The organism is Rheinheimera sp. 1928-s (assembly GCF_029269265.1).
In the GTDB taxonomy this organism is placed as follows: Bacteria; Pseudomonadota; Gammaproteobacteria; order Enterobacterales; family Alteromonadaceae; genus Pararheinheimera.
The window spans coordinates 484,745-508,962 of record NZ_JARIXP010000003.1 but is presented as its reverse complement, the minus strand read 5'-3'; the positions used below and the strand labels follow the sequence as shown (position 1 = coordinate 508,962).

Below are 24,218 nucleotides of genomic sequence, written 5' to 3'. Positions count from 1 at the left end.
AAGTTGAATTTTATTGTTGAGAATAATTCTCATTTGATCTAGGATAACGCCATCCTGTGGACTTACCACAAGTCTTTAGCTCGTCAAGGAGAGCGTCATGCCCTGTTCTAAAACGTTAATTGCTGTTGCTATCAGCAGCTTATTTTCCACCTCCCTGTTGGCAGAAGTTGCAGCTGAAGAGGCCACAAAAGATTTGTCGCAACTGGATGCTGTGACTGTCACTGCTACTGCGCTTGAAGATAAAAAATCGACCACAGCCAATAGTATTGTGATCAAAGCCAAACAGCTGGAACAACAGCAAGTGCAGCGTTTAGAAGATATGGTGCGTTATATCCCGGGCGTTAGCTTAACTGATCAGGGCCGCTTTGGTTCTGCCGGCTTCAACATCCGTGGCCTGGAGGGGAATCAGGTGGCTATTACGGTCGACGGTTTATCTGTAGGTGAAACCTTAAACCCGCCAACTTATGCCTTTTATGATTTCTTTGCGGCCGGCCGTGGTGGTATTGATCCTGATGCGGTGAAACAAATTGAAATCGTTAAAGGTGCTGACGCCATAGCTGCAGGCAGTGGTTCTTTAGGGGGGGCCGTACTTTTTGTCACTAAAGATGCAGCAGACTATTTAGAACCGGAAGGTGACGATACTTTTGTCCGGTTAAAAGCGGCTTACAGCGGTGCTAATGATGAAACTCAAGGCACTGTGACAGTGGCAAACCGTAGCGGTAAGCTGGAAGCTTTGGCTGTACTGACCAAGCGCGAAGGCCACGAAATGGAAAACTATGCCGACTCAGCCGAACGTCAGGCCATTACAGGTTCAGGCCGGCCTGTCGCTGATCCGCAGGACAACAGCAGCCACAATATACTGACCAAATTAAAGTACCAACTGACAGAGACTCAGGATATTGGCCTGACCGCTGAGTTATTTAAAACCGATATCGACACCAACAACTTATCCTGGTTAAGCCGCAGTTACCTGACCCGTACCAGTGACGACCAGCAGGAACGCAGCCGTATTGGTCTGAAATACAATTGGTTAGCAGGTCATCCGTTGTTTGATGCCTTCTCTACCAGCCTGGATTTCCAGAAAACCAACAACGACGCTTTCACTCTGATGTTGGCTCCAGCCAGTGCCGCTCGTTTATGTACCACTGGCCCTTGTTACCGCAGTGAAGACCGCGATTACCAGCAAGACTTGCTGAAATGGGCTTTTGCTTTGGATAAAGAACTGCAAACTCAGGGCAGCAGCCATCAACTGGTATACGGCGGAGCTTTGGAGCAAAAATCGGTTGATTTCTCTGCCATTGATACCAGCTATGTCGGTCAGACCATGGAAATTGCCAGGCAGGACATTGATCCGGATTTTGTGCCAGAGACGGACGCTGACTTATGGCATCTTTACGTACGCGACAGCATTAAATTTAACAACAGTGCTTTTAGCTTAACCAGTGGCCTGCGTTACGATCATGTGTCGTACAAACCCCAGTTAAATGATGGCTTTACTGATGTGACAGGTTCAGTGCAGGACAGTAGCTTCAGCGCAGTGACAGGTCAATTAGTGGGTAACTATCAGCTGACAGAACAACAAAGTGTCGAGCTGCAGTTAGGCCGTGGCTTCCGTGCACCAAGTACAGAAGAAATGTATTTCCAGACCTCATCAGTCAGCCGCACTGAACAAGCCACTGGTACAGTGGTGACAGGTTTGTATGGTTCTTTATCAAACCCAAATTTAGAAGCTGAATACAGTACTAACCTGGAACTGGCTTATCAGTGGCAAGGTGAAAACAGCAGAATCAAAGTGGCGGTGTTTAAAGATAACTACCGCGACATGATTGAAAATGTCACCAAAGTACAAAACCCGGGCACTGTGTATGAAAGCTGCACCAGCTTCGGCTGTACTGTCACTCAGGGTAACCCTTATACCATCAACGAGAATGTCGGTGATGTCGATGTCACAGGCGTCGAGTTACAAGGTGCCTGGCGCTTTAATCAAAGCTGGAGTGCGCAATTCTCTTATAGCCATCATGAAGGTGAAAAAGAAAATGGCGACCCGCTGATTACTATAAGCCCGGACAAACTGGTTGCAGGTGTCAGCTACCGCGCTACTGACTGGTGGAGTTTGGCCGCTAACTTAAGTTACAGCTCAGAAGTAAAAGCCAAAGATGCGTATGAAACTGAAGAAGACGGCACTCAAACTCAATTAGTCACCTACCTGCCAAAAAGCGCTAGTGTGGTGGATTTAGTCAGCAATATGGAGTTTGGCGACAATTGGTTACTGAATGTCGGCGTGTATAACCTGCTGGATAAAGAATACTACCGCTGGGAGCGTATTCGTTATGCCGCCAGCAGTCGTAACAATATCAGCGCAGACGGTATTCAGCGTTACAGCGAACCTGGCCGTTATGCCAAGTTGAGTGTGAGTTACAGTTTCTAAATCTTGACGGAGATTGGGTTCAACCTCCGGCGGGCGCGGATAAACCGCGCCCCTATATTACCCCGCTTTCTGCTTTACCCTGGTCTTTTGAGAGAATGCTCAACCACCTGCTGGGAAGACAGGTGGTTTTTTTATGTCCAGGGAAGGACGGTATGTCGCGACCATCCCTGGCGCTCACCCTTCGGGCCAATGCTTCGCATGGTTAAAAATCGTTCCTGACGATTTTTTCTTTAAAAAACAAAGATTATATCGAGGAAAAAACGTTATAATGTCACAGGTTTTTAGCGTGGCTCTTGCTGCCTGAACCTTATCATCTTTATCCGCTGTTATTCCCCATAGGACAGGATTGTATATGTTAACTTTGTTTATCCTGCTGGCTGCCTTTTTGGTGATGCTGGTATCCCTGTCCGGGGCTATCTTATTTTTGTTGCCGCAAACTAAGCTACAACGATTTCTGCCGCTTATTTTAAGCTTGGCTGTGGGTGTATTATTGGCAAATGCCTTTTTGCATTTATTGCCTGATGCCTTGCATCATCAGGACTCACCGCGCGAACTCTTTGGCTGGGTGTTAGCAGGTTTATTAGGTTTTTATTTTCTGGAACGAGCGCTGCAACATGGTCATCCGCAACTACCGGATCAGGCGATAAGCACAGCCAGCTATGGCAAAGTGAATCTGGTGGCCGATGGCATTCATAACTTTATTGATGGAGTGTTAATAGCTGGCAGTTTTCTGGTCGACCCTTTATTGGGCGTGACTACTACAGTCGCTATCCTGATCCACGAAATTCCCCAGGAAATTGCAGATGTCGCCGTATTGCTGCACGCAGGATTCAGCCGTAAAAAAGCCCTGCTGTATAACCTGTTATCGGCAAGCGCTTGTGTTTTAGGTGCAGTGGCTACGTTAGCTATCAGCCATTGGTTAACACCTAACCTGAATATTCTGCTGGCTATTACTGCTGGTGCTTTTATTTATCTGGCCAGTGCCGACTTAATGCCACTGCTGCGCAAAAACGTCGAACAACCGCTTTGGTTACATGCCCTGATGATGGGCCTTGGTGTGTTGTTGATGCTGTTGCTGATAGGGCCTGAAGCTTCACATCAGCACTAGATGGTTATTGCTGGGGCGTGGGCTTGCCCCGTCCTTCCATGCTTACCGCGGTATCAACAAACGGGCGGGTACAAGACCCGGCCCTACATTTTTTATTTAATATGCCCCGATACCCCCTTCACCAAAAATCTAACCCACAATAGCTGAATTTAAGGTTCACTCTTGCCTTTAAGTTTCGTTTCTGTAAAATGCCTTTCGAAACGAAACTTAAGTGGCTGGCAAATGAACAAACGAAACACCCAACAGCGTCGCCGCGCTATTCTTGAGCTGCTTAATCAGCAGGGCGAAGTGAGTGTGGATCAGTTAGCCCATCATTTTGAAACCTCTGAAGTGACTATTCGTAAAGACTTGTCTGCGCTGGAAGACATAGGTCTGTTATTGCGTCGTTATGGTGGTGCAGTGCAAGTGCCGCATGAACTCATTCAGGAAGCCGCAGTCGAACAAGTTTCAGAACGAAAGAAAATTCTGGCCAAAGCCGCTGCAGAGCTTATTCGTGATCACAACCGCATTATTCTAGACAGCGGCAGCACCACAGCAGCTTTATTACCAGAACTGTCGCATAAACAAGGTTTAGTGGTGATGACCAATTCCTTGTCTATAGCTAATGCTTTACGTGAACTGGAAAACGAGCCTACGCTGCTGATGACAGGTGGCAGCTGGGACCCGCAGTCTGAGGCTTTTCAGGGCCAGCTGGCGGAACAGATTTTACGTGCATACGATTTTGACCAGCTGTTTATTGGTGCCGATGGCATTGATCTGCAGCGTGGTACTACTACTTTTAATGAGCTGACCAGCTTAAGCCGGGTGATGGCCGAAGTGGCGCGTGAAGTGGTGGTGATGGTGGAGTCCGACAAAATAGGCCGGAAAATCCACAACTTAGAATTGCCCTGGTCGTCCATCAGAATACTGGTAACAGACGACAAGTTACCCGCCAGCGCAAAACAACAAATAGAACAACAAGGCGTAAAGGTGATTTGCGCCCCCCTTGGATCAGTGGAGTAAGACTTTATGTGTGGAATAGTAGGTGCTGTAGCACAACGTGACGTAGTAGAGATTCTGGTGGAAGGCTTACGCCGTCTGGAATACCGTGGTTATGACTCTGCCGGTGTGGCGATCATTAGCCCAACAGGCGAATTACAACGTATCCGCCGTTTAGGTAAAGTAAAAGAACTGTCTGACGCCGTAAAATTAACCCCTGTTGTTGGTGGCACTGGTATTGCGCACACTCGTTGGGCTACACATGGCGAACCTTCAGAGCGTAACGCTCACCCACACGTATCCGGCAATATTTCTGTGGTGCACAACGGTATTATCGAAAACCATGGCCCGCTGCGTGAAATGTTAAAAGCCAAAGGTTATGTGTTTAACTCAGACACTGACACTGAAGTTATTGCGCATTTAGTAGCTGAAGAAATGAAAACTGCTGGTTCTTTGTTAGCTGCAGTACAAACTGCGGTAAAACAATTTAACGGCGCTTACGGCACTGTACTGATGGACCAAAACGACCCAAGTCATTTAGTAGTGGCTCGTTCAGGCAGCCCGCTGGTGATAGGCTTTGGTATTGGCGAAAACTTTATCGCTTCTGACCAGTTAGCTCTGTTACCAGTCACCCGTCGTTTTATGTTCTTAGAAGAAGGCGACGTGGCCGAAATTACCCGTACCAGCGTGACCGTGTATGACAAAAACGGCAAACAAACAGAGCGCACTATTACTGAATCCACCGCCAGTTACGATGCTGGTGACAAAGGTCAGTACCGTCACTTTATGTTAAAAGAAATCTACGAACAGCCACATGCCATCAGCAACACTTTAGAAGGCCGTTTAGGTTCTGACTCAGTGCTGGACGAAACTTTTGGTAACGGCGCAGCTGAACTGTTCAAAAAAGTACGTCACGTGCAAATCGTTGCCTGCGGTACTTCGTACCACTCAGGTATGGTCGCTCGTTACTGGCTGGAATCTTTAGGTGGTATTTCCTGTAACGTCGAAATTGCATCTGAATTCCGTTACCGCAAATCTTTTGTCCAGCCAGGCAGCTTGCTGGTCAGCATTTCCCAGTCTGGTGAAACTGCAGATACTTTAGCGGCCTTACGTTTAGCCAAAGAAGCGGGTTATATCGGCAGCTTAACCATTTGTAACGTAGCGGGTTCTTCGCTGGTGCGTGAATCAGATCTGGCCTTTATGACCCGTGCTGGTGCTGAAATTGGTGTGGCGTCTACTAAAGCCTTCACCACTCAGCTGGTTGGTTTGTCGATGCTGACGCTGGCTATTGGTAAATACAATGGTTTAACAACAGAGCAGCAACTGGATATGGTGCAGGCATTAAAAACTCTGCCAGCCAAACTGGAAGAAACCTTAACCCTGGCGCCAAAAATTGAAGCTTTGGCGACAGAGTTTGCCGACAAACACAACTCATTATTCTTAGGCCGTGGCGATCAGTATCCTATCGCTATGGAAGGCGCGCTGAAGCTCAAAGAAATTTCTTACATTCACGCTGAAGCTTATGCTGCAGGCGAGCTGAAACACGGCCCCTTAGCGCTGATTGACGCCGATATGCCAATTATTGTGGTTGCGCCAAACAACGAATTGCTGGAAAAGCTGCAGTCGAACGTGGAAGAAGTGCGTGCCCGTGGCGGCATCCTGTACGTATTCGCCGACGTAGATGCTCACTTTAAATCAGACGCTACGCAGCGTGTGATCAGCGTGCCACACGTGCATCCGCTGATTGCTCCAATTATCTACACCATCCCGCTGCAGTTATTAAGCTACTACGTTGCCATTATCAAAGGCACAGACGTAGACCAGCCACGTAACCTGGCAAAAAGCGTTACTGTCGAATAAGATATTGATTTAAAAGTTTTTTTGTAAAGCCTGGATTTCTCCAGGCTTTTTTATTTGCAGAGAAAAGCTCCTTGTCTCTGACTTTTTGCTGTTATTCACTCCTGTTTTTTAGTGTTCACTAATATATCTAAATGGTATATGCTTATATCCATAATTTAGTTTGTTGGTTGTAAAATCAGCAGGTCTATAACTTCAGCACTATTAGCAAGAGGGCACTTATGATTGACTGGTCTCATTTTACGCCGGAGTCGGCTTTAACTGGCGGGCTGATGATTGGGCTGGCTTGTGCTTTGTTGTGGTTATTGAACGGTCGTATTGCTGGTATCAGTGGTATTACCGCCGGAACTTTTACCTCCTCTGGCTCTGAACGGCAGTGGCGGCTGGCTTTTGTTCTGGGTTTGCTGTTGTCGTCCTGGTTATGGCTGATGCTGGCGCCTTTGCCTGTGGCTGAAGTCACGGGCAACTATGGCTTATTGGCCGCTGCCGGTTTATTGGTCGGCATAGGTGCACGTTTAGGTTCGGGTTGCACCAGTGGGCATGGGGTTTGTGGTTTAGCGCGTTTATCTATGCGTTCGCTGGTGGCCACTCTGACGTTTATGGGTGTGGCTGTGGCCACGGTTTTTATCGTCCGTCATTTGCTGTAAGGGCTGTACAATGCAAAAACACTGGATTTTATCCCTAAGCGCTTTTATCTGCGGCTTGTTATTTGGTTTAGGTTTATTAATGGCTGGTATGGCGAATCCTGCCAAAGTGCTTGGGTTTTTAGATGTAACTGGCCTTTGGGATCCGTCTTTAGCTTTGGTGATGCTGGGCGCTATAGCTGTTGCTTTTATCGCTTTTAGGTTGAGCAAGAAAATGCCACAGAGCCTGTTAAACACCAAATTCAGCTGGCCTGAAGCCACTGCTATTACCCGCCCTCTATTGGTTGGCAGCGCTTTGTTTGGTTTAGGCTGGGGTTTGGTCGGGTTATGCCCCGGCCCTGCTTTAGTGCTGGCTGGCACAGGTTCTGTTGAAGGTCTGATTTTTATAGTCTTTATGCTGATTGGTATTCGATTGGTAGATTACTTTCAGGCGAAGCAGAGTTCTTAGGTCTTGCCTGATATTGCTCTATTTGCAACGCAAATCCGCAGATTAGCGTTGCAAATAGGCTTTAAAATCTTCCGCTGACAAAGGCTTACTGAATAGATAACCCTGGCCCATCTGGCAGCCTAACTCCAGCAGTTTGTCTTTTTGTGCTTCGAGTTCGATGCCTTCTGCGATGAGCTGCAAATTCATCGACTGAGCCAGAGAGATCACCGCTTTAACTATTTCCATATCACCTTTGTCGGTCAGCATTTCATGCACAAAAGATTTGTCGATTTTTAGCACATCGACCTGAAATTTTTTCAGGTAAGACAAGCTGGAATAACCGGTACCAAAATCGTCTATTGAAATACAAATACCGGCCGCTTTCAGCTGGCATAACATGCTTTGGGTTTTGCTGACATCCAGCATTAAGGCACTTTCTGTCACTTCCAGTTCTAATAAGTAGGCTGGCATCTTCAGTTCAGCCATCAGGCTGTTGATTTGTTTTACTAAACTGGGATCGGCAAACTGAGCTGCGGCAATATTGACCGAAACAGGCACCTGATACCCCAGTTGTTGCCAACGCAAACACTCCAGACAGGCTTGACGCAGCACTTGTTGCCCCAGTTCGCCAATCAAACCCGTTTCTTCAGCCAGCGGAATAAATTCAATAGGCGACACCCACTGGCCCTGATGGTTTTGCATACGGGCTAAAGCTTCGGCCCCTAATAATTTACCTGTTTGTAAACAAAGTTTTGGCTGGTAATACACCTGCAGTTGGTGATTGGCTAAGGTTTCGCGTAACAGTAACTCCAACTGATGGCGATGGATAATTTGCTGTTCCAGTTCGTCAGAGAAAAAGCTGGTTCTGTTGCGGCCCTCAGATTTTGCTTTAAACATGGCGACATCGGCATGGCGCATAAACATTTCTATGGTTTGGGCATCGTCCGGATAAATACTGACGCCAATACTGACGGCTATCTGGTACTTTTTGTGTTCCAATACAAAAGGCTGCTGGAACTGGCTATGCACCTGACTGCTGAACAAACCCACTTCGTCGATAGACCAAAGTTCGGGTAACACCAGCACAAATTCATCTCCGCCTAAACGGGCCAGCGTAGTGCCTGTACCACAAATTGACAGTAACCGCTCAGAAGCTTGTTTGATCAGCAAATCGCCGAGGTTGTGGCCTATTGAGTCGTTGATGTATTTAAAGTGGTCCAGATCGATCAGTAACAAGGCCGATTTGTGATGCAACTGCTCTGCTCTTTTAATGGCTTGTTCGATACGGTCGTATAAAAGCACTCTGTTGGGTAAGTTGGTTAAAGGGTCATGATTGGCCAGATGGCTCATTTTCAGCGCCAACGCCGTACTTTCACTGACGTCATGAAATACCACTATGCTGCCGAGGCACTGACCATTTTGGTCAATAATAGGTGCAGCTGAGTCTTCGACCTGAAATAGCTGGCCTGTACGTGATACCAATTGGCAATTGAGAGCCATGGCCACCACACGCTGTTCTTTCAGCGCAAAATAAATCGGGTTCCAATGTGGTTGCAGTGTATGGGCATCACGTAATTGCATCACTTCTTCTATAGGACGACTCAGGGCATCTTTAGCGAACCAGCCTGTCATTCGTTCGGCTATGGGGTTCATAAAGCTGATTTTTCCATTCAAGTCTGTGGCGATGACGGCGTCACCTATAGAGCAGAGCGTCACCCGCAGCCATTCTTTTTCTGCTTCAACTTGTCGGCTGTAACGGCTTAAATCCAGCAGATTTTTGATGCGAATACGGCTGGTTGCCGCATGCAAAGGTTTACGTAAGAAGTCGATGCCGCCTTCGGATAACGAGGATAACTCGTGTTCTGTATCTATATGGGAGGTAATAAATACAATGGCAATATCACGGGTTGCTGGGTCTGCTTTTAAAGCTCTGCATACTGCAATGCCATCCATACCTGGCATTTCGATATCCAGTATGATCAGTTCAGGATGATGCTGACGCGCCAGCTCCAAAGCTGTAGCGCCATCGGTTGCAAAGTATAAAGTCGCCATGCCTTGTAGCAGTTCGCGCAGCAACATCAGAGATGAAGCCTGATCATCAACGAGTAAAATTTTTGCTGCTACCAAGTCGGATTGAGTGGTCTGCATCTGGTACTTCCCTGTTTTATGCCCACTTTTGAGTGTAGACGGAAAAATTAACCAGACAAAATTAACTGGACAAAGCGCGGGATTTTTCAGCCAAAGCCCATTATGCTGTGAGAAAGCGTCAGAGTAGCTCAATATGTTGTTTAATTTTAGTGTGCTGGAACAGTTGATCGGCTTTTCTAATGATGCCTTTTTGCATTTGTCTCCGGCTGTAGCTCAATTAATTGCCTCAACCCCTGTTGAAATACAGCAACTTACCCAGGCATACCAGCAACAAAATCATAAAGCTGTGGAACATACCTTGCACAAGTTGCGGGGCAGTTATGCAACTTTAGGCGCCATAGATTTACCTGAATTATCACGACCGCTGGAGCTGGCTTTGCAGCAAAGTGGTGAGTTGCCCTCTGCCACTGACTTTGCTTTGTATCTGGATTGTCTGGAACAAACTTCTGTCGCATTAAAGTTATGGATGAGCCAGTTTGAACAGGCCACAGACAGCAGCTTGCCTGATGTTCAGCTGTATATTCAACACCTTGAAAATTGTGATATGCAGGCCTATAGCTTATTTCAGCAACAAAGAGCGGGCTGGATCCGTTATCTGGGACCTGATGAGTTTGTACTGATGGAGCAGGATATGATGGCGTTGGATTTTATCGCTGTGGCAAAGCGTTTAATACACAAAATAAATCACAAGGAACCCGGATAATGGTCTGGCTGAAACGCAACCTGAAACAGCTGATTGCAACTTTATTGCCGATGCTGTTGTTTGCAGGAACAGGATTTTGGGTCTCTGACTATTTGCAACAGCGCCTGCAGGAGCAAAACCAGCAGCGAATTCAGCAAAGCTTAGAGGTAAAAGCCAATCAGCTGGCGGATGCGATAGTCGAAAAGATGACCATTTACCAATATGGTTTACGTGGGGTACGTGGCGCTGTGCTGAGTGCCGGTGCTGAGCATTTTAGCTATCCGAATATACTGTCTTACAGCCAAAGCCGAGATTTGACCCTGGAGTTTCCCGGAGCCCGTGGTTTTGGCATTATCCGTAAAGTGACACCGGCCGAGTTGCCGCAGTTTTTACTAAAGGCTGAAGCTGAAAATGGCGATGCTTTTAGCTTTCGTCAGCAAAATAGCCATAACCATGATTTGTTTGTGATCCAGTACATAGAACCTATGGCTGACAACGAGGAAGCTATAGGTTTTGATATTGCCTCAGAACAATTGCGTTACCAAACTGCGTTAAAAGCTGTACGGGAAAACAAAGCTGTAATTACAGAGCCAGTGACGTTGGTGCAGGCGCAAAACAAGAAGTCTCAGGGCTTTTTGTTGTTGATGCCGATTTATCTGCAAGGTAAAGCACCTGAAACTGCTGAAGCTCGCTATCAGCAGTTATATGGGCTGGCTTATGCGCCTTTAACCATAGATGAAATCTTATCCAGTATAAAAATGGCGGGAGCAGAGGAAGTGCAACTGGAGGTGATTGATATTGCTTTTGATCCTCAGCAGGCCTTTTATACAAAAACCGTAACAGATGCTGTTTTACCTGATTATCAGGCCGAACATACATTGTCGCTTTTTGGTCGTAACTGGCAGGTACGGTTACAGGCAACGCCTCAGTTTGTCAGCGGACTGAAGCTGCCAAAACCACTAAATTTGTATTACACCAGCCTGAGTATTACTGCTTTGCTGATTGTCATCTTTGCTTTTGTACAGCTCACTCTCTCGAGGCGTTTACAGCTTACCAGGCACAGAGCAGTGTTGGCGGCCATAGTAGAGAATGCCAATGAGGCGGTGATAGGTACGGATCAGCTGGGATTGATCAGCAGTTGGAACCCTGCGGCAGAACAAATGTTTGGTTACACCGAATCTCAGGCTATGGGGCGCACTATCAGCGAGCTTATAGTGCCGGCCACTCATCTGGACGAACAACGGCATTTGGAACAAGAGGTCCGTAAAGGCCAGAAGATCCGGTATATCCAAAGTGTACGTCAGCATCAATCCGGCTTGCTGTATCCGGTGTCGCTTAATCTTTCGCCCATTCTGGACGAAACAGGTCAATTTATAGGTTCGGCTTTGACGGTTAACGATATTAGTCATATCAAACTGGCTGAACAAAAACTGCAACAAGCCAACGAAGAGCTGGAACATCAGGTGGAATTGCGAACCGCTGAAATTGAGCGCGTATCTACCTTACAACGAAGCATTTTACAAAACGCCAACTATGCCATTATCACCACGGATCTGAATGGCATGATTACCTCTTTTAACCCTGCAGCAGAAGCTATGTTGCAGTATAAAGAAGCTGAAGTTATTGGTCGTTATGGCCCTGCCATCATTCATGACCCTGTTGAAATGGCGGAGTATTCTCAGCAACTGACAGCACAGCTGGGTCATCAGGTTGAGGCGGATTTAACTGTGTTGGTTGAAAAAACCAAACAAGGCCAAACCGATAACAGAGAGTGGACTTATATTCGTAAAGATGGCAGTCGTTGCCCTGTGCAAGTTGCGGTCACGGCTTTACTGGATCAGCAAAAACAGGTGGTGGGGTATTTAGGTATAGCCCGGGATTTAACGCTGCAAAAAGAGCTGGAATTTGAGTTGGCGCTGGCAAAAGTGTCAACAGAACAAAGTACGGATTTAGTCTTCTGGTTAAACGACAAGGCCGATGTAATTAAAGCCAATCCGGCCGCTTTGGCTTGCTGTGCCGGCCAGTTAAGCCTGGCTGATTTAGCCATGCAGTTAGTGGGTGACAGGCAACTGCAGCTGACTCAAAGTGAGGAGAAAAAACGCAGTGTGCAGTTTGAAACCCAATTTGAAAATACAGAAGGCGTCACTATACCTTTGTCCGTAAATTTGTCCTGGATCCGTTTTGAGCAGCAGGATTATTTTTATCTGGTGGCGCGGGATCGCTCTGAACAGCATAAAAGAGAGCAGGAACTGGCGCAGGCACGGCAGCAGGCTGATGCGGCTAATAATGCGAAGTCCGCTTTTTTGGCCACTATGAGCCATGAAATCCGTACGCCAATGAATGCTATTTTGGGCATGTTACAACTGGTGCAGCAAACCAGCTTAACCCGTCGGCAGGAAGATTATATTCGTCAGACCGAAATAGCGGCTAAGTCTTTACTGGCCATTCTGAACGATATTCTGGATTTCTCCAAAGTAGAAGCCGGCAAGCTGGAAATGGACAGTCACAGTTTTGAGTTGGCTGTTTTGATGGAAGATTTAGGCACCATTTTGTCGGCTAATCTGGGCAGTAAAGATTTGGAAGTGCTGTATCAGTTTGACGAGGATTTACCCCAATTAGTGGTAGGTGACAGCCTGAGGCTGAAGCAGGTGCTGCTGAACCTGACAGGCAATGCCATCAAGTTCACCGAAAAAGGCGAAGTGGTTATTAGTCTGGAAGTCACGGAGCGCACGGCGGAAGCGGCCAAAATTAAGTTTAAAGTGCAGGACACAGGCATTGGCATGACAGAACAACAGCTGTCGTTGATTTTCCAGAGCTTCAGTCAGGCAGAATCTTCGATTAGCCGTCGTTATGGTGGCACAGGTTTAGGTCTGGCGATCAGTAAAGGTCTGGTAGAGCTGATGGGAGGCCAACTGTCGGTGGATAGCAAGCAGGGCGCTGGCAGCAGTTTTGAGTTTGAACTTTGGTTTAACTGCCTCAGCCTGAACGCTGCTCAGGCTGATTTATCTTTATTACAGGATCTAAAAGTGCTGGTGGTGGATGATAACCAGCAGTCACGGCAGATCCTCTCTGAAGTGATGCGGCATTATGGCTGTGAGGTGGATTTAGCCCACAGCGGCGGGCAGGCGCTGGAGCTGCTGCAACAGAACAACAGCTACAAACTGGTGTTGCTGGATTGGCTGATGCCGGGCCTGGATGGTTGGCAAACGGCAGAAAAAATTCGCCAGATTGTGCAAGGTCCGGATATGCCAGTGGTGATTATGGTCACTGCTCATGGTCGCGAATGTCTGGCGCAAAAACAGCTGGATGAACACAGTCAGCATCTGCTGAATGGTTTTATTGTCAAACCTGTCACCCCAAGTCGTTTATTGGATGCTGTGCTGGATGCGCTGGCGGGCAAACAAATGTTTTCCAATGCGCTGCAGGATGCTGCACCACGGCAAAGCCGTTTAAACGGATTGCAACTGCTGCTGGTGGAAGATAACCCAACCAATCAGATTGTGGCCTCCGAGTTATTGGCCCATGAAGGCGCTTTAGTGGATATAGCGCCGGGTGGCACTTTTGCCCTGGCGATGTTGGAGCAACAGCCGGATAAATACGATCTGGTACTGATGGATATTCAGATGCCGGATATGGATGGTTATGAAACCACCAGACGTATTCGCAGCAAAGCCACTATGCTGACTTTGCCTATAGTAGCCATGACCGCCAATGCGATGCAATCGGATAAGCAGGCTTGCCTGGATGCTGGGATGAACGATCATGTGGCCAAGCCCTTTGCCATAGATACCTTGGTTAACACCATTTTAAAATGGTCAAAAGCTCCTGTTGACGCTAATTTGCCTGTCGAGGAAAAACAACAGCAATTGCTCAGTCCGGCTTTGGTTGATGCGGCTTTACAACAAGGTGTGCAACTGACTTCGGCGTTAAACCGCTTAGGTAATTCGGTGGCTGTGTATCATAAAACGCTGAAATCCTTTGTGATGGAGCTGGATGCCGCGCTGGTCAAACTGCAGGCTGAAGCGTCTGCTTTGACAGAAAAAGAACTGTACTTGCTGGCGCATTCGCTGAAAGGCTCTGCCAGTGCTTTAGGTATTGTCTGTTTATCTGAACCCGCAGCAGCTATTGAGCAATCCATTAAACAAAAAACGGCGCTGGATTTACCCAGAGTGCTGTCGAAGTTTGTTGCTGACGCGCAAGCTTTTGCTGCTTTTGCTCCTGTGTTATTAGCAGAAACAGCACCAGCAACAGAAGCATCTTCAGTTGCTGTGATGCTGACAGAAACAGAGCTGACTGTGCAACTAGAGCAACTGCAACAGTCGCTACACAGCTTTAATATGAGTGCTTTGGATCAGTTTGCTGTGCTGAAAAATATGCTGCAAAACATCGATCCAAGGCTTTCAACCCAACTGGAAAGCGCTTTAGAGCAATTAAATTTTGCCCAAGCGCTGCTGTACACTGAACAGTATTCCGCTCAACTAAAAGGTGTGTCTGATGAGTCCTGAGCCGTTACAACCCAAAGCAAAAGTGCTGGTGGTGGATGATCAGCCGGTGAATATCCAAATCATTCATCAAATGTTGAATGCCGACTACCAGATTTTTATGGCCACTTCTGGTGCTCAGGCGATCAGCCTTTGTCAAAGTAATCCCCCGGATGTAATTCTGCTGGATGTGGTGATGCCAGATCTGGATGGTTTAGCCACCTGCCGCTTACTGAAACAGCAGCCTGAACTGATGCAAATTCCGGTGATTTTTGTCACTGGCTTACAAAGTCAGGAAGAAGAAACGCAGTGCTGGGAAGCTGGAGGTGCTGACTTTGTGATCAAGCCAGTGAATAGGGTTACTTTACAACACAGAATAAAAACTCAGCTAAAACTGAAGCAACAAGACGACCTGTTACGGCAACTGAAAAGCAATACCCCCACTTAAGACAAGCTGGAATACAAAGCTAAAATGGCCTGACTTTGTTGGCGCATTTCTAGTTTTAGTGCTTCCGGAGCCAATACTTTTGCGGCTATGCCAAGGGACAGCAACCAACAGGCTAATGAAAGCCAGTTGCTGCAGTTCAGCGTCATCACTACGCCTTCTGCGCTTTGTTGCTCTGTGGTAATACCTTGCCACCACTCTCGCCTGGCTCTGTCTGCTGCTGTATGGGCAAATAGCACTTGCGCAGTCAGTTGGGCTGGGGCTGTGCCATGCTGTAAAAAGTCTTTGGCATCAAAGTTGGTTCTGGCCTGAAACTTGTCGCTGTGTATTCGCAGGTTTTGCATACGGTCGGTGCGAAAATCGCGGTAGTCCTGTCGCAGTCTGCACCAGGCAATCAGATGCCAGCGACCAAGGTAAAACACTAAACCTGCCGCTTCCACTTGTCGGCTGCTTGGGGTTTGGCTGACGTTCTGGTAGTCAAAACTCAACAGCTGTTGCCGTGCTATGGCTTGTTGCAACACTGACAAATCGGCCTGTTGCGGATGTTCTGTATGGGGTGTTGCCATGCCTTTGGCCAGAACTTCCAGCCGATGTTTAGCTTCACCAGGTAATACGGCTTTAATTTTGTCCAAAGCGGACTGCATTTTTTCGTTATAGCTATGGGTGGTCATGCGCTGCGCCAGCATTACGCCCGTCGACAGTGCATAAGCTTCTTGTTCGGAGAAATTCACCGGTGGCAGCAAATAACCTTTCATCAGGCTATAGCCAACCCCGGCTTCAGCCAGAATAGGCACTCCAGCTTCACCCAAAGCAGCAATATCACGGTAAATAGTTCGAACACTTAACCCAAAGTGTTCTGCCATGGCTTCGGCTGTGCAGGTTCGGCGACTTTGTAAATACAATATCAGCGCCAGCAGGCGATCAATTCGGTTCATCGGACTCTCATTCTATGGGCTCAGAACAGGAAAAATTAACGGATCATCAGACGGCTGATTTTGCCATCTTGCAAGGCAAATACATAGTTTAGCTGTATTGGGCTACCCTGAAACTGGCCTGATACTTGTGTTTTTACCCAGACTTCACCGTAACTGCGTTGTGTTGCCAGCACCTGCACCACGGGCTGATATTTTTGTTGGGTATGTTGTAACCAATGCCTGATAGACTCCAGCCCTGTCAATTGCTGGCCTTCGTCAAACACACAAGCGTCTGGATCAAAGCACTCAGCCGCCAGTTGATTATTTCTGGTATTAGTCGCTGAAAAATAACGATCAATTGCAGTATCTAACATAGTCATGATGCGCTCCTTTTACTTGACCGCTTGAGGTTAGCAACCCAGACTGACAACTGTATGTCAGTAGCCTGATTGCTGAATGCAGAAAAAATCTGTTAGCAGATACGCCGTTAGCTGCTTTGGGTTAAAAACCTGATGTCAGTAGTTATTCAGTTGATCCTTTTGCCTTTCATCGCAGTAAAAATACTTCTGACCGAATGTCAGGCCATCTTTACTCAATCTTGACATTCACTTCGTTGCAGCGCTTCACAGGCTGAATTAGAGTAGGCTCGTTTTACTAAACCTAAATTTTGTTACAGGGATTTATCGTATGTCTTTGCTTAAAAAGCCTTTTGTTTTAGCTGCTGGTTTGGCTGTCGCCATTGCTGCTGTGTATTGGTTCTGGCCTGGTGCTGAATCTGCTGCTGCGGGCAAACCTGGCGCTGGGCAAAGACCTGGCGGCGCGCGTCCTGCAGGGGCTGGTGCTGCCAATAATCCATGGGCTATGCCTGTGCCTGTAAGGGTGATTGAAGCTGGATCCACAGATTTAAAAGTGCAGATTAAAGCCATTGGTACAGTAACCCCACTGAATAGTGTGTTGGTGCAAAGCCGGGTGTCTGGGCCATTGCAGCAAGTGCATTTCAAAGAAGGTGAAAAAGTGGAAGCCGGTCAGCTGTTGGCTCAGATTGACCCGGCCGATTACAAAACAGAACTGGCTCAGGTTCAAGGTCAGAAAGAGCAAAATGTCGCGCTGCTGAAAAGTGCGGAGCAGGATTTAGAGCGTTTTGCCAAACTCAAAGAGCAAAATACCATAGCTGCCCAGCAAATGAATGCGCAGCAAGCCTTAGTGAATCAACTGAAAGGCGCCATTAAGTCGAATCAGGCTGCTATTGATGCTGCCTCTTTGCAACTGTCTTATACCCAGATTAAAGCGCCTATCAGTGGCCGTTTAGGTTTGCGTGCTGTCGACCCCGGTAATTTAATTCAGGCGAACAGCGCTGAAGGTTTAATCACTATCACTCAAAGCTCGCCCATAGCTGTGGTATTCACTATTCCTGAAACTCAGTTGCAGCAAGTGCGTACAGCATTTCGTGCAGGAGTTGCTTTGTCGGTGGAAGCCTGGGACAGAGCAGAGCAAATGCCGCTGGCCAAGGGGACTTTAACGACCCTGGATAACCAGATTGATATAGCCACTGGTACTTTGAAGTTAAAGGCAGAATTTGCCAATCAGAATGAAGAGTTATTCCCGAATCAATTCGTCAATGTGCGTTTAAATGTGGCGGTGCAAAATGCGGCAGTGACCATTCCGCAAGACGCAGTGCAATATGGTGCACAGGGTACTTATGTGTATATGGTAGACGACAACAACAAAGCGCAAATTCGCGTGCTGAAACTAGGTGCTGTGGATAACGGTTTAGTCGCGGTGGAGGAAGGCTTAAACGCAGGCGATAAGGTGGTGCTGGAAGGCTTAGATCGCTTACGGCCTGACCGTGAAGTTGAGGTGATCCAGGACGCGTCTAAGGGGTAAATGATGAACCTGTCCCAGCCTTTTATATTACGCCCTGTTGCCACCTCATTATTGATGCTGGCTATTTTAATTGCCGGTATTTTAAGCTGGCGTTTATTGCCTGTGGCTGCTTTGCCTCAGGTGGATTACCCTATTATTCAGGTATTTAGCTTTAACCCAGGGGCAAGCCCAGACATTATGGCGCGAACTGTCACAGCGCCTTTGGAGCGGCGTTTAGGCCAAATTCCCGGCTTAAAACAAATGTCGTCCAACAGCTCTGCTGGTGCTTCTGTGATTACCTTGCAGTTTGCCTTAGTGGTAGATATGGGCGTGGCAGAGCAGGAAGTACAAGCCGCTATTAATACAGCCTCTTCATTACTACCCAATGACTTACCTACGCCTCCTGTCTACCGCAAGGTCAATCCGGCTGACGCGCCAATTCTGACCTTAGCTGTCAGCTCCGATACTCTGCCTTTGCCTGCGGTTTACGATTTAGTGGACACCCGCATGGCGCAAAAGTTAGCTCAGCTGACTGGTGTAGGTATGGTGAGCTTAGCGGGTGGCCAGCGTCCGGCTATTCGGATCAAAGCCAATCCAGCGGCTTTAGCCAGTCTGGATTTAAGTGTGGAAAGTTTGCGTTCTGCTATAGCCGCAGCCAATACCAACCAGCCCAAAGGCAGCTTTGATGGAGCATTTCGCTCCACTATGCTTGAAGCCAATGATCAAATCCGCAGTACAGAGGAATACAAAGAGTTAATAGTTGCCTACCGCGAAGGTGCGCCTATCCGCTTAAAAGATGTGGCTAAAATCGAAGATGGTGCTGAAGACCGTTTTCTCGCCGCCTGGGCCAATCAGCAAGCTGCGGTATTGGTCAATATTCAGCGCCAACCTGGTGCTAACGTTATTGATGTAGCCGACAGAGTGCAGGAGTTGTTACCACAACTGACAGCCACTATGCCGGCGGCTGTGAAGGTCGAAGTCTTAACAGACCGTACCCACAGTATTAGAGCTTCAGTGCGTGACGTACAAAAAGAATTAGTTTTTGCCATAGTGCTGGTGGTCTTGGTCACCTTTGCATTTTTACGCAGTATTCCTGCCACTATTATCCCCAGTCTGGCCGTGCCTTTATCCTTGATTGGTACTTTTGCTGTGATGGTGTTGCTGGACTTTTCCGTCAATAACCTGACCTTAATGGCGCTGACCATAGCCACTGGCTTTGTGGTGGATGACGCCATAGTGATGCTGGAAAACGTGGCGCGGCACCGTGAACAAGGTGCTTCTCCTATGGAAGCGGCACTCAAAGGTGCCAAAGAAATAGGTTTTACGCTGATTTCACTGACCTTTTCGCTGATCGCAGTGCTGATCCCTCTGCTGTTTATGGCCGATGTCGTAGGCAGGTTGTTTTTTGAATTCGCCGTCACATTAGCAGTCGCTATTTTAATTTCGCTGGTGGTGTCTTTAACGCTCACTCCTATGCTCTGCGCACGTTTATTAAAAACTCTGCCGGAACATCATGATCAAAATGGTCTGATGGACCGCATTATTGCTTCTTATGGCCGGGGTTTGCAGTGGGTGTTACGCCATCAAACCTTAGCTATGTTCAGTATGTTGGCTACTGTAGCTTTAACAGCTCTGTTGTATCTTGCTGTACCTAAGGGCTTTTTCCCGTTGCAAGACAGTGGTGTGATCCAGGTGGTGACAGAAGCACCGCAGGACATCTCGTTCAAGGCTATGGCTTCACGCCAGCAGGAACTGGCAGAAAATATTCTGCAGCATCCGGATGTCAGCAGTTTGTCGTCTTTTATTGGGGTGGATGGCAGCAATACCAGCATCAACAGTGGCCGTATTCAGATCAATCTGAAACAACATGGCGAACGTGAGTTGTCGGCTATGGAGGTGATCCGCCAGCTGGAGCAACAAGTCTTGGTTGTGCCTGGCATTAAAGGCTGGTTCCAGCCAGTACAGGAATTGAGTATTGAAGATAGAGTCAGCCGGACTCAGTATCAGTTCAGCTTAACCACGCCGGATCAGGAGGTACTGAATCAGTGGCTACCGGATTTAGTCGAAGCCTTGCAACAACGGCCTGAATTATCTGAAGTAGCCCATGATTTACAGCAACAGGGCCTGCAGGCTTATATCGACATAGACCGCACAGCCGCAGCCCGTTTGGGTATTAATGTGTCGCAAATCAGTACTGTGCTGCAAAGTGCTTATAGCCAGCGCCAGGTAACCACCTTATTTACTCAGGCCAACCAGTATCGTGTGATTTTGGAAGTGGATCCGGATCAAATTAACGGTGTCGATGCGCTGAATAAACTCTATATCAGCTCTGGCTCTGGTACTCCTGTGCCTTTATCCGCTGTGGCCAAAGTGACACAACGACCTGCTAAGTTACTGATTAACCACCAGGGCCAGTTCCCGTCTGTGACTTTGTCTTTTAATCTGGCAGAAGGTTATTCGCTGGGTGAAGCTGTGGCCGCTATTGAAGAAGTGCAGCAGCAATTACAGCTGCCTGCCGAAGTGGAACTGACCTTCCAGGGCGCTGCTGAAGCCTTTAGGGCGTCTTTGAGTAATACACTCTGGCTGGTGCTGGCCGCTGTGGTCACTATGTATATAGTGCTGGGCATTTTGTACGAAAGCTTAATTCACCCGGTCACCATATTATCGACTTTGCCTTCAGCTACTGTGGGCGCTTTGCTGGCGTTGTTGATTGCTGATCAGCCGCTGGATTTAATAGCGGTGATCGGCATAGTGCTGCTGATAGGTTTGGTGAAGAAAAACGGCATTATGATGGTCGACTTTGCGTTGGATGCACAGCGTAATCAGGGCTTGTCACCACGAGATGCTATTTATCAGGCGGCTTTAATGCGTTTCCGACCTATTTTAATGACTACTCTGGCGGCGTTATTTGGTGCAGTGCCATTGTTGTTGGCCAGCGGTTCAGGTGCTGAGCTACGCCAGCCTTTAGGTTTGGTCATGGTCGGTGGTTTATTGGTCAGTCAGGTGCTGACACTCTTTACCACTCCTGTGGTGTATTTATGGTTTGATCGCCATTTCAGCGGTACAGAAAGTAGCAAAGAAAGTGTGGCGGCTACTGAGGCGAAAGCGCTATGAATTTAGCTCAGCCCTTTATTCAGCGCCCTGTAGCCAGCGGCTTAATTGCCACTGCCATATTGTTGCTGGGCATGTTGTGCTGGCGCTTATTGCCGGTATCTCCTTTGCCCGCTGTCGATTTCCCTATGATAGTGGTTACCGCCAGTTTGCCCGGTGCCAGCCCTGAAAGTATGGCCTCTACTGTGGCAACTCCGCTGGAGCGGGCTTTGGGTAGTATTGCTGGTATCAACCGTATCAGCTCCAGCAGTAATCAAGGCTCAGCGCAGATCAGACTGGAGTTTGATTTGGACCGCAATGTAGATGAAGCGGCTCGTGAAGTGCAGGCAGCTATTAATGCAGCCCGCAGCCAGTTGCCATCCGGTATGCCCCGTAATCCAAGTTACCGTAAATTCAACCCGTCACAAGCTCCTGTGATGGCATTGGCCTTAAGTTCAGAACATTTAGCGTCCAGTGCTTTATACGATGCGGCCTCTACTGTGCTGGCGCAGAAACTTGCCGCTATTAATGGTGTGGGCGAAGTGGAAGTGACAGGGGCTTCATTGCCTGCTGTACGGGTGCAACTCAATCCTGGCATGTTGACTCAATATGGTGTGGCTTTGGATGAGGTGCGCGCTGCTATCAGTGGTGCTAATGCGGCTGTGCCTTTGGGTGTGCTGGAAAGCGACGATCAGCGCTGGCAACTGGCAACCAGTCAAACCTTGCGGCAGGCTTCGGATTATCAGTCTTTAGTCGTGAAGTATGTCAACGGTGCTCCTATTCGTTTATCGGATGTGGCTTTGGTTACCGACTCTACGGAGAATCGCTACAGCGCAGGTTTTCATAACGATAAAAACGCAGTGATATTGCTGGTGAGTCGTCGTACTGGCGCCAATATTGTTGAAACCATAGATGCCATTTATCAGCAAATGCCGCTGTTGCAGGCGCTGATACCAGCAGACGCTGATTTAGCTGTGGTGATGGACCGAAGTCCAGTGATCCGCGCAACTTTAACTGAAGCTCAAATCAGCTTGTTGATTGCTGTGGTGTTGGTGGTGTTGGTGGTTTGGGCTTTTTTAGGTAGCCTGCGCAGCGCATTAATTCCAAGTCTGGCTATTCCTGTGTCTTTGGTTGGCTCCTTTACCGTGATGTATCTCTGTGATTTTTCGCTGAATAATTTGTCGGTGATGGCACTCATTGTTGCGACAGGTTTAGTGGTGGATGACGCCATAGTGGTGGTCGAAAACATTAAGCGCCATATAGAGCGCGGTTTAACGCCTTTAGCGGCGGCGAGGCTAGGCGCATCTGAAGTGGGTTTTACCTTACTGGCTATGAATCTGGCATTAGTGGTTATTTTTCTGTCGATTTTATTTATGGGCGGTTTGGTTGAGCGTTTATTCCGCGAATTCTCTATCACCCTGGCTGCAGCTATGACGATTAGCCTGGTGGTGTCTTTAACTCTGACTCCCAGCCTGTCCGCGCTGTTGCTAAAAGCAAAAAAGCCGGGGGAAGGTGAAACCGGAGCTTTCCATAAATTTCAGCACAAGTACCATCAGAGTGTGAATTGGAGCTTAAGTCATTACCGCTGGTTTTTGGCTGCATTGGTGCTGTTGTTTGCGGCTAATGCCTGGCTGTACAAACAGGTTCCTACTGGTTTATTACCGAATCAGGATACAGGCCAGTTAAATGGTTTTGTTCGTGGCGACGATGGCTTTTCGTTTCAGATTATGCAGCCCAAAATTGAGGCTTTTCGCCAGCATATCTTAAAAGACCCGGCCATAGCTGACGTAACAGGCTCCAGTGGCGGTGATACTGGCATTAGCAACAGTTGGATGCGGGTGCGGTTAAAGCCTTTAGCGGAGCGGAAGATTTCTGCGCAGCAAGTGGTCGACCGGATCAGAGCCACAGCACCTAAAGTGCCGGGTGGCATGGTGTTTTTGAATGTCGATCAGGATATTCGGTTGTCTTCACCTTTTGGCCGTAGCGATTACGAACTGATGATGTTATCCGGCGATCTGCAATTGCTGCGTAAATGGAGCAAACAAGTTGCCGAAAAAATGCAGGAACTGCCAGAGCTGGTGGATGTAGACACGCCCAGTGGTGAAGATGCACAGCAAATCTCGTTGACGATAGACCGCGAAGCGGCGCAGCGGTTAGGTGTCGATATGCGTACTATTGCCACTTTGCTGAATAACTCCTTTTCGCAGCGTCAGGTCGCGACTTTGTATGATGAGATGAACCAGTACCGGGTAGTGATGGAGCTGACTCCTGGCTACACAGCTCAGCCTGAAGTATTAAAGCAACTGCAACTGGTGACGACTGATGGCAGCCGGGTACCCTTGTCCAGTATTGCCAGTTATCAGTACAGTCTGGCCAATGATCGTATTCGCCGCGATGGTCAGTTTGCTTCTGTGGGCATAGGTTATGGTTTAGCGCCAGGCGTGACTTTGCAACAGGCATCAGCTGCTATAGATCGGGTGCTGGCTATGGCTATGGTGCCAAGCGGTATTCATACTATCAATGGTGAAGATCAGCGTAACGCTATGTTTAAAACCGGCGATCAGCTTTGGTTGATTATTGGCGTGATTTTAACTGTCTATCTGCTGCTGGGCGTGTTGTATGAAAGTACGATCCAGCCTATCACTATTTTATCGACCTTGCCTTGTGCTGGTTTAGGCGCTCTGCTTGCGCTGTATGTCAGTAATACCGACTTTAACCTGATAGCCTTGCTGGGGCTGTTTTTGCTGATTGGCATAGTGATGAAAAACGCCATCTTGCTGGTCGATTTTGCCTTACATGCTGAACGTGATCTCGGCTTATCAGCCAAAGAGGCGGTCGCTTTGGCCGCAGCACAACGTTTGCGTCCTATTTTAATGACTAACTTTGCTGCGTTATTAGGCGCTGTGCCTTTGCTCTTTGGTATGGGCGAAGGTTCAGAGTTACGCCAGCCTTTGGGTATTACCATAGTAGGTGGTTTGCTGGTCAGTCAGTTGCTGACGCTCTACAGCACACCAGCTGTGTATCTGGCATTAAGTAAATTCCGCCGGAAAACAGCAGAAGACCTGTTGATGCCTGAGCATAGCAACGAAAAAAAGGCTGAGGTTTAACTCAGCCTGAGGCATAAAGTAGGCAAGGCCAAACCGGGAAAACAAC

Annotated in this window: 15 protein-coding genes; 12 read left to right on the top strand and 3 right to left on the bottom strand. The window is 47.9% G+C overall.

The features are described 5' to 3' along the window. Positions 1-97: 97 nt before the first annotated feature. The 6 genes from P3C17_RS09980 (at position 98) to P3C17_RS09955 (ending at position 7,463) form a co-directional block, all read left to right on the top strand. Entirely contained in the window at positions 98-2,428 is a 2,331-nt protein-coding gene (locus tag P3C17_RS09980; protein WP_300929306.1) for a TonB-dependent hemoglobin/transferrin/lactoferrin family receptor, read from the top strand. 352 nt (positions 2,429-2,780) lie between these two features. Beyond that, positions 2,781-3,536, top strand: a complete 756-nt coding sequence (locus P3C17_RS09975) for a ZIP family metal transporter (RefSeq protein ID WP_300929305.1) — start codon at positions 2,781-2,783, stop codon at positions 3,534-3,536. A gap of 222 nt (positions 3,537-3,758) precedes the next feature. Further along, positions 3,759-4,538, top strand: coding sequence for a DeoR family transcriptional regulator (locus P3C17_RS09970; protein ID WP_300929304.1), 780 nt, complete (start codon positions 3,759-3,761; stop codon positions 4,536-4,538). Positions 4,539-4,544: 6 nt separating this feature from the next. Next, complete coding sequence (gene glmS / locus P3C17_RS09965; protein WP_300929303.1) at positions 4,545-6,374, top strand: glutamine--fructose-6-phosphate transaminase (isomerizing); 1,830 nt, start codon at positions 4,545-4,547, stop codon at positions 6,372-6,374. A 218-nt stretch (positions 6,375-6,592) separates the two neighbouring features. Beyond that, positions 6,593-7,018: a YeeE/YedE thiosulfate transporter family protein gene (locus tag P3C17_RS09960; protein WP_300929302.1), complete on the top strand. Its 426-nt coding sequence runs from the start codon at positions 6,593-6,595 to the stop codon at positions 7,016-7,018. Between the two features lie 10 nt (positions 7,019-7,028). After that, on the top strand, positions 7,029-7,463 hold the full coding sequence (locus P3C17_RS09955; RefSeq protein ID WP_300929301.1) for a DUF6691 family protein: 435 nt from the start codon (positions 7,029-7,031) through the stop codon (positions 7,461-7,463). A gap of 42 nt (positions 7,464-7,505) precedes the next feature. Here P3C17_RS09955 and P3C17_RS09950 read toward each other — a convergent pair whose 3' ends face one another. Further along, positions 7,506-9,590 carry an EAL domain-containing protein gene (locus P3C17_RS09950; protein WP_300929300.1) on the bottom strand — a complete coding sequence of 695 codons (2,085 nt, stop codon included), beginning with the start codon at positions 9,588-9,590 and terminating at the stop codon, positions 7,506-7,508. Positions 9,591-9,723: 133 nt separating this feature from the next. Between P3C17_RS09950 and P3C17_RS09945 the strand changes: the two genes are divergently transcribed. The 3 genes from P3C17_RS09945 to P3C17_RS09935 are packed head-to-tail and all read left to right on the top strand — an operon-like array spanning position 9,724 to position 15,201. After that, the gene (locus tag P3C17_RS09945) at positions 9,724-10,293 is read left to right on the top strand and encodes an Hpt domain-containing protein (protein ID WP_300929299.1); all 570 of its coding nucleotides are present in this window, start codon (positions 9,724-9,726) and stop codon (positions 10,291-10,293) included. After that, on the top strand, positions 10,293-14,777 hold the full coding sequence (locus P3C17_RS09940; RefSeq protein WP_300929298.1) for a response regulator: 4,485 nt from the start codon (positions 10,293-10,295) through the stop codon (positions 14,775-14,777). The genes P3C17_RS09945 and P3C17_RS09940 overlap by 1 nt, the downstream gene beginning before the upstream one ends. Next, on the top strand, positions 14,767-15,201 hold the full coding sequence (locus P3C17_RS09935) for a response regulator (RefSeq protein ID WP_300929297.1): 435 nt from the start codon (positions 14,767-14,769) through the stop codon (positions 15,199-15,201). Before P3C17_RS09940 ends, P3C17_RS09935 begins: the two co-directional genes overlap by 11 nt. Here the strand turns inward: P3C17_RS09935 and P3C17_RS09930 are convergent. Both P3C17_RS09930 and P3C17_RS09925 read right to left on the bottom strand, forming a co-directional pair. Next, positions 15,198-16,133 carry a YafY family protein gene (locus P3C17_RS09930; protein ID WP_300929296.1) on the bottom strand — a complete coding sequence of 312 codons (936 nt, stop codon included), beginning with the start codon at positions 16,131-16,133 and terminating at the stop codon, positions 15,198-15,200. The two genes, P3C17_RS09935 and P3C17_RS09930, sit on opposite strands and share 4 nt — an antisense overlap. A 35-nt stretch (positions 16,134-16,168) precedes the next feature. Next, positions 16,169-16,492, bottom strand: a complete 324-nt coding sequence (locus P3C17_RS09925) for a nuclear transport factor 2 family protein (RefSeq protein ID WP_300929295.1) — start codon at positions 16,490-16,492, stop codon at positions 16,169-16,171. Positions 16,493-16,799: 307 nt separating this feature from the next. Between P3C17_RS09925 and P3C17_RS09920 the strand changes: the two genes are divergently transcribed. Genes P3C17_RS09920 through P3C17_RS09910 form a run of 3 tightly spaced genes read left to right on the top strand, consistent with a single transcriptional unit; the run spans position 16,800 to position 24,172 of the window. After that, positions 16,800-17,996, top strand: a complete 1,197-nt coding sequence (locus P3C17_RS09920; RefSeq protein ID WP_300929294.1) for an efflux RND transporter periplasmic adaptor subunit — start codon at positions 16,800-16,802, stop codon at positions 17,994-17,996. Then, a complete protein-coding gene (locus tag P3C17_RS09915; protein ID WP_300929293.1) occupies positions 17,997-21,089 on the top strand; it encodes a multidrug efflux RND transporter permease subunit in 3,093 nt (1,030 codons plus the stop codon). Further along, positions 21,086-24,172 (top strand): efflux RND transporter permease subunit, encoded by a 3,087-nt coding sequence (locus P3C17_RS09910; protein WP_300929292.1) that lies wholly within the window; start codon positions 21,086-21,088, stop codon positions 24,170-24,172. The genes P3C17_RS09915 and P3C17_RS09910 overlap by 4 nt, the downstream gene beginning before the upstream one ends. The last annotated feature ends 46 nt before the right edge of the window (positions 24,173-24,218 follow it).